A 4,318-nucleotide genomic window follows, 5' to 3' on the forward strand; every position below is an offset into this window, starting at 1 on the left:
CTCGACTGCGCACGCCACGGCCGCCGAGAACACCGAGTTCCTGCTTGCGGCGGACCAATCGGAAGCCATGAAGGAGCCGGAGGAACTCGCCCCCGCGCTGGCAGTGCTCAACTTCGATCAGTCCGTGCGCGGCCTGTCTCCAGGTGCGCCAGTCGATTTCCGCGGTGTGACCGTCGGGCAAGTCCGCTCGATCGGTATCGAATACCAGCGTGACAAGAAGGCCTTCCGCATGCCCGTGGTGGTGGAACTCTATCCGTCTCGCATGGGTCTGCGCGAGAAAGACGTGGCTGACGACACGCGCAAGCTCGCCATCGTGCATAGCCTGGTACAGCGCGGCATGCGTGCGCAGTTGCGCACCGGCAACCTGCTGACCGGCCAGCTATATGTGGCACTCGATTTCTTTCCGAAGGCGCCTCTGCCGGCTGATCTGGACCTGAACGCGTCGCTGCCTGAGTTCCCCACCACGCCGGGCACCTTCGACGAGCTGCAAGCCAAGCTTGGCGACATTGTGACCAAGATCGGCAAGGTGCCGTTCGACCAGATCGGGCAGGACGCGCGCACGGCGATGGTGTCCATGAACAAAATGCTCGTCAACGCGGACAAGCTCGTGGCACAGGTCAATGGCGACGTGGCACCAGAAGTGCTCGCCGCGCTGAAGGATGTGCGCCGCACCCTCTCCACGGCCAATGGCGCGCTGGCGCCCGACGCATCGCTGCAACAGGATACGCGTCGGATGATGCAGGAACTCACGCAAACGGCAGTCTCGCTGCGCACGCTGACCGATTATCTCGAGCGGCATCCCGAAGCACTGCTGCAAGGTAAGAGGGAAGAGAAATGATGAAACGTCTGACGATGCTTTTTACGCTGGCCGCCGCGGCCACGACCATGATGAACGGCTGCGCGTCGCCCGAGGCGCGCTACTACACGCTGGCTGCCAGTCGCTCCAACGCCGCGCCGGCCGTGACAGGGCGAGCCAGCCGCAGCAGCGACCCGATATGGATCGAGGTCACGCCGGTGCGCGTGCCCGAGCGGCTGAACCGCATTCAGCTGGTGGTGCGTGACGGCACCAGCGGGGGGGTGAAGCTGTTCGACACATCGCGCTGGACGTCCCCATTACCCGACGAGCTACGCGATGCGCTGTCGCAGCAACTGCAATCGACGCTTGACGCGGTGGATGTCTACCAGCACGGCCTGTCGGCAACGCAGCCGGCCTTCCGGGTAACGACCGAGGTGGTCAACCTCGACGCCAATGTGGGCAAGTGGGCAGCGGCGACCATCGCCTGGACCGTGCGGCGACTGCCGGACGGCAAGGTCCTGAGCGGCCGCACCGAAACAGAGGTGCCCGCGCCCGGGCAGGTGGAGGGCGTGGTGAATGCGTATCGGGAGATCCTCGCGGCAACTGCGGCCGATATAGCAGTCGGCGTGCAATCGCTTAATCGCTGAATGTGCGCCATTATGCACCCTTAACGGAGTAGCGCGGCGACCAACCCGGCATATCGACCGATTAGGTGTTAGTGCCATAGCCAGATTTGTGAGGGGCGTCGCCTGACCAAGGGCGTGGCCAGGCGTTCTAGCTCGCGTTTCAACTAGTTCAACAGACAAATCAAACCTACTGCCACCGCGCCACGTCTCGACCCTACCGATTCCAGCCGAACAGCGGTGGACGCCTGCTTGCTAAGGGCCTGTCCCGTTCTTCTAGTGCATACTCCTATAATCTGAATGTTAGGCAATTGGAATGACGAACGATCGAACGACGGGGATTGAGCGGGCGGAGCTGTCGGCTGAACGGGGCGTTGCGCAATATCAGCGGCTCGCTTCGTTGTTGAGGTACCGGATCGCAAAGGGCGAATATCCGCTCGGCATGCTGCTGCCGCCGATCACGCAGCTCGCGGCTGACCTGGGCGTGGCCGTCGTTACCGTCCGGCAGTCGTATGAACTGCTTTCTAAAGAAGGGCTGATTCGTAGCCAGCGAGGCATCGGGACCCACGTGGCGGCCCTGCCCGCCACCACGGGCGACCTCGAATTGGCGATCAACGATCCGTTCGCCGCGCCTGAGGCGCTCGCCTTTGACGTACTCGAAGTCCGGCGCCACACCAGGGTGCCCCAGGAACTGCTCGGACCGGGCGACCAGTCGAACGGCGAATACGTCTGTGTCCGCAAGCTGCACACCTATTCCGGCGAGCCGTTCTGCTACGCGGAGATCTATGTGTTGACCCCGGTCTTCGAATCCTTGCCCAAGGACACCGCCAAGAACAAAAAGCTTCTCGCCGCAGTGCTCGATGAACTGGGCTCGCGGAGCAAACGTGTGCGACAACGCATGACCGTGATGCCGGCGGATTTTCCTCTGTGCGACATGCTGAAGATCCCGTTCGCCTCACCCGTCGCGAAGATGTCGCGGTGTCTTCTTGATGGCAAAGGCAGCGTGCTGTACGCAGGCGTCACTTGGTATCGGGGCGACCGCTACGTCTCAGAGATCGACATCCCCGCGTCCGCATTGAAAACGGTACCCGCCATCACCGAACCCCAACGGCGGGCAGCTAGCGAGCGCAAGCAAGGCTAAAGCCCTCCTCGTTCAGCCTCTAGGGTAAACAAGGGGCAGAAAAATCTTTCCTTAGCTTCTAAACTTCCAACATTAGAACTTTGGGAGATATCCAGTGACATGCAGACCCAGCAGCGCGCGGTTCCACGCCGTCGTGAGGTCCGAAGGCAAGCGGGCTGACGACTCCATGCATGCGCCGGTGGGCCAGGCTTCACCGTCGCGGTGGACGCTTCTATTCCTCCGGCGCGTTGCCGCCGCAGCTCTGCGTTTCCCGCCGGACCGGCGTCCGCCTCGAGCGCGGACCGTGAGCCGCTGCTGCGCGACGTATCCACCTTGCAGGAAGCCGGTCTGAAGGACTTCGAAATGACGGTGTGGTCGGCGACCTTCGTTCCCGCACGGACGCCGAAGGACACCGTCGCGAAGGTGAGCGAGCTACTGCGCACCGCGCTGGCCGATCCGGCCGTGCGCCAGGAACCGCCAACACCGGCGGCCGCAGCCGCGGATCGATGCCCGACGAGTTGCACACGTTCGTAAATTCGGAAATGGCCAAGTGAGCCACCGCCGTCAAGACAGCAGGAATCCAGCCAGAATGAAAACCCTCCCTACCGTGATCCGGGCGGCAGACCTTGCCGCCTACTCGCCGGCCAACCACACCGGCACCTCCAACGTCCGCGTGATCGGGCCCGAGACCGTCGGCGCGACGGCGCTCGAAGTGCTGGTCGGCACGATCGTGAAATCGCACGGCGCGCGGCCCCACGCGCATCCCCACCTGGAGCAATGCGCCTACATGATCGAGGGCACCGGCGAGTCGGGGGCGCAGGGCCGCGTGGAAGCGATGGAGCCCGGGACCTGGGCCTACGTGCCGGCAGGCGTGTTCCATTCGTTTCGCGTGACCAGCGACCAGCCCGGGCGACTGCTGGTCGTCTATGCGCCGCCGTATGGCGAGAACCCGGCGCACACGATCACGGAACCCGACGGCGCTGCCGCCGTGCCCGCCCACGGCCGGGTGCGCGTGCTTGCCGCCGGCGACGCCGGCACCGGCAAGGTTCCCCTCATCGACCGCGAGACCGCCGGCGCGCGCTGGGTCGACATCTCGGCGCTGCGCATGCCTGCCGGCAGCACATCGGTCTGCACGACGGAGCCTGACGCCGAGCAGGTTCTCTACGTCGAAGACGGACGGATCGACGCGCGTGTCGACGGGCGGGACTTCGGTCTCGCCCCGGGCGATTTCCTGTTTCTTCCGCGCGGGGCCGCCGCCTCCCTGCGCTGTCCGCCGGAGCGACCTGCGTCCGGCTTCCTCATCAAAGGGCGGCTTCCGTCCACTGTTTCACCTCCTCTAACAAACGGAGACAACTCATGAACGCAAGAATTCTCGCGCAGCCCACCACGTCCACCGGCGCCCCGCTGCCGCTGCCCGCCCTGCCGCAGGACAAGCTCCTGACCGTCAACATCGAGCAGATCCCGCTGATCAAGGATGTCTTTCCGGGCATCCACATCAAGCCGCTGCGCCTGGACCCGGAGCGCGGAGAGTGGGTCTTCATGGCCATCGTGGAACCCGGTTGTTCCCTGCCGATTCACTACCACACCGGTACGGCGCAGGTGTGGACGCTCCAGGGCTGCTGGAAGTATCGCGAGTACCCCGACCAGCCGCAGACGGCGGGCTCCTACCTGTACGAGCCCGGCGGCTCGGTGCACACCTTCTACACCCCCGAGGACAACACCGAGGACACGATCACCATCGCCTGGATCGAAGGCGCGCAAGTGAGCTTCAACGAGGAC

General features: G+C 64.3%; 6 protein-coding genes. All 6 read left to right on the plus strand.

The features are described 5' to 3' along the window. Positions 1-838, plus strand: an 838-nt coding sequence (locus ACYP5B_RS47755; protein ID WP_459574390.1) for a PqiB family protein, incomplete at its 5' end; no start/stop codon positions are given. Further along, on the plus strand, positions 835-1,443 hold the full coding sequence (locus ACYP5B_RS47760) for a PqiC family protein (RefSeq protein WP_400094303.1): 609 nt from the start codon (positions 835-837) through the stop codon (positions 1,441-1,443). The genes ACYP5B_RS47755 and ACYP5B_RS47760, both read left to right, overlap by 4 nt. A 292-nt stretch (positions 1,444-1,735) precedes the next feature. Continuing rightward, positions 1,736-2,560: a GntR family transcriptional regulator gene (locus ACYP5B_RS47765; protein ID WP_459574392.1), complete on the plus strand. Its 825-nt coding sequence runs from the start codon at positions 1,736-1,738 to the stop codon at positions 2,558-2,560. A 201-nt stretch (positions 2,561-2,761) separates the two neighbouring features. Then, the gene (locus tag ACYP5B_RS47770; protein ID WP_459574394.1) at positions 2,762-3,073 is read left to right on the plus strand and encodes a tripartite tricarboxylate transporter substrate-binding protein; all 312 of its coding nucleotides are present in this window, start codon (positions 2,762-2,764) and stop codon (positions 3,071-3,073) included. Between the two features lie 55 nt (positions 3,074-3,128). Next, entirely contained in the window at positions 3,129-3,899 is a 771-nt protein-coding gene (locus tag ACYP5B_RS47775) for a cupin domain-containing protein (RefSeq protein ID WP_400094298.1), read from the plus strand. Beyond that, positions 3,896-4,318: 2,4'-dihydroxyacetophenone dioxygenase family protein (locus tag ACYP5B_RS47780; protein ID WP_459574397.1), on the plus strand; the 423-nt coding region annotated here is incomplete at its 3' end. The genes ACYP5B_RS47775 and ACYP5B_RS47780, both read left to right, overlap by 4 nt.

The organism is Cupriavidus sp. 8B, from assembly GCF_054589115.1.

What these genes read in the sequence shown, in the direction of transcription:
- ACYP5B_RS47775 (WP_400094298.1), top strand. Translation starts at nt 3,129, where the DNA reads ATGAAAACCCTCCCTACCGTGATCCGGGCGGCAGACCTTGCCGCCTAC.
- ACYP5B_RS47760 (WP_400094303.1), top strand. Translation starts at nt 835, where the DNA reads ATGATGAAACGTCTGACGATGCTTTTTACGCTGGCCGCCGCGGCCACG.
- ACYP5B_RS47765 (WP_459574392.1), top strand. Translation starts at nt 1,736, where the DNA reads ATGACGAACGATCGAACGACGGGGATTGAGCGGGCGGAGCTGTCGGCT.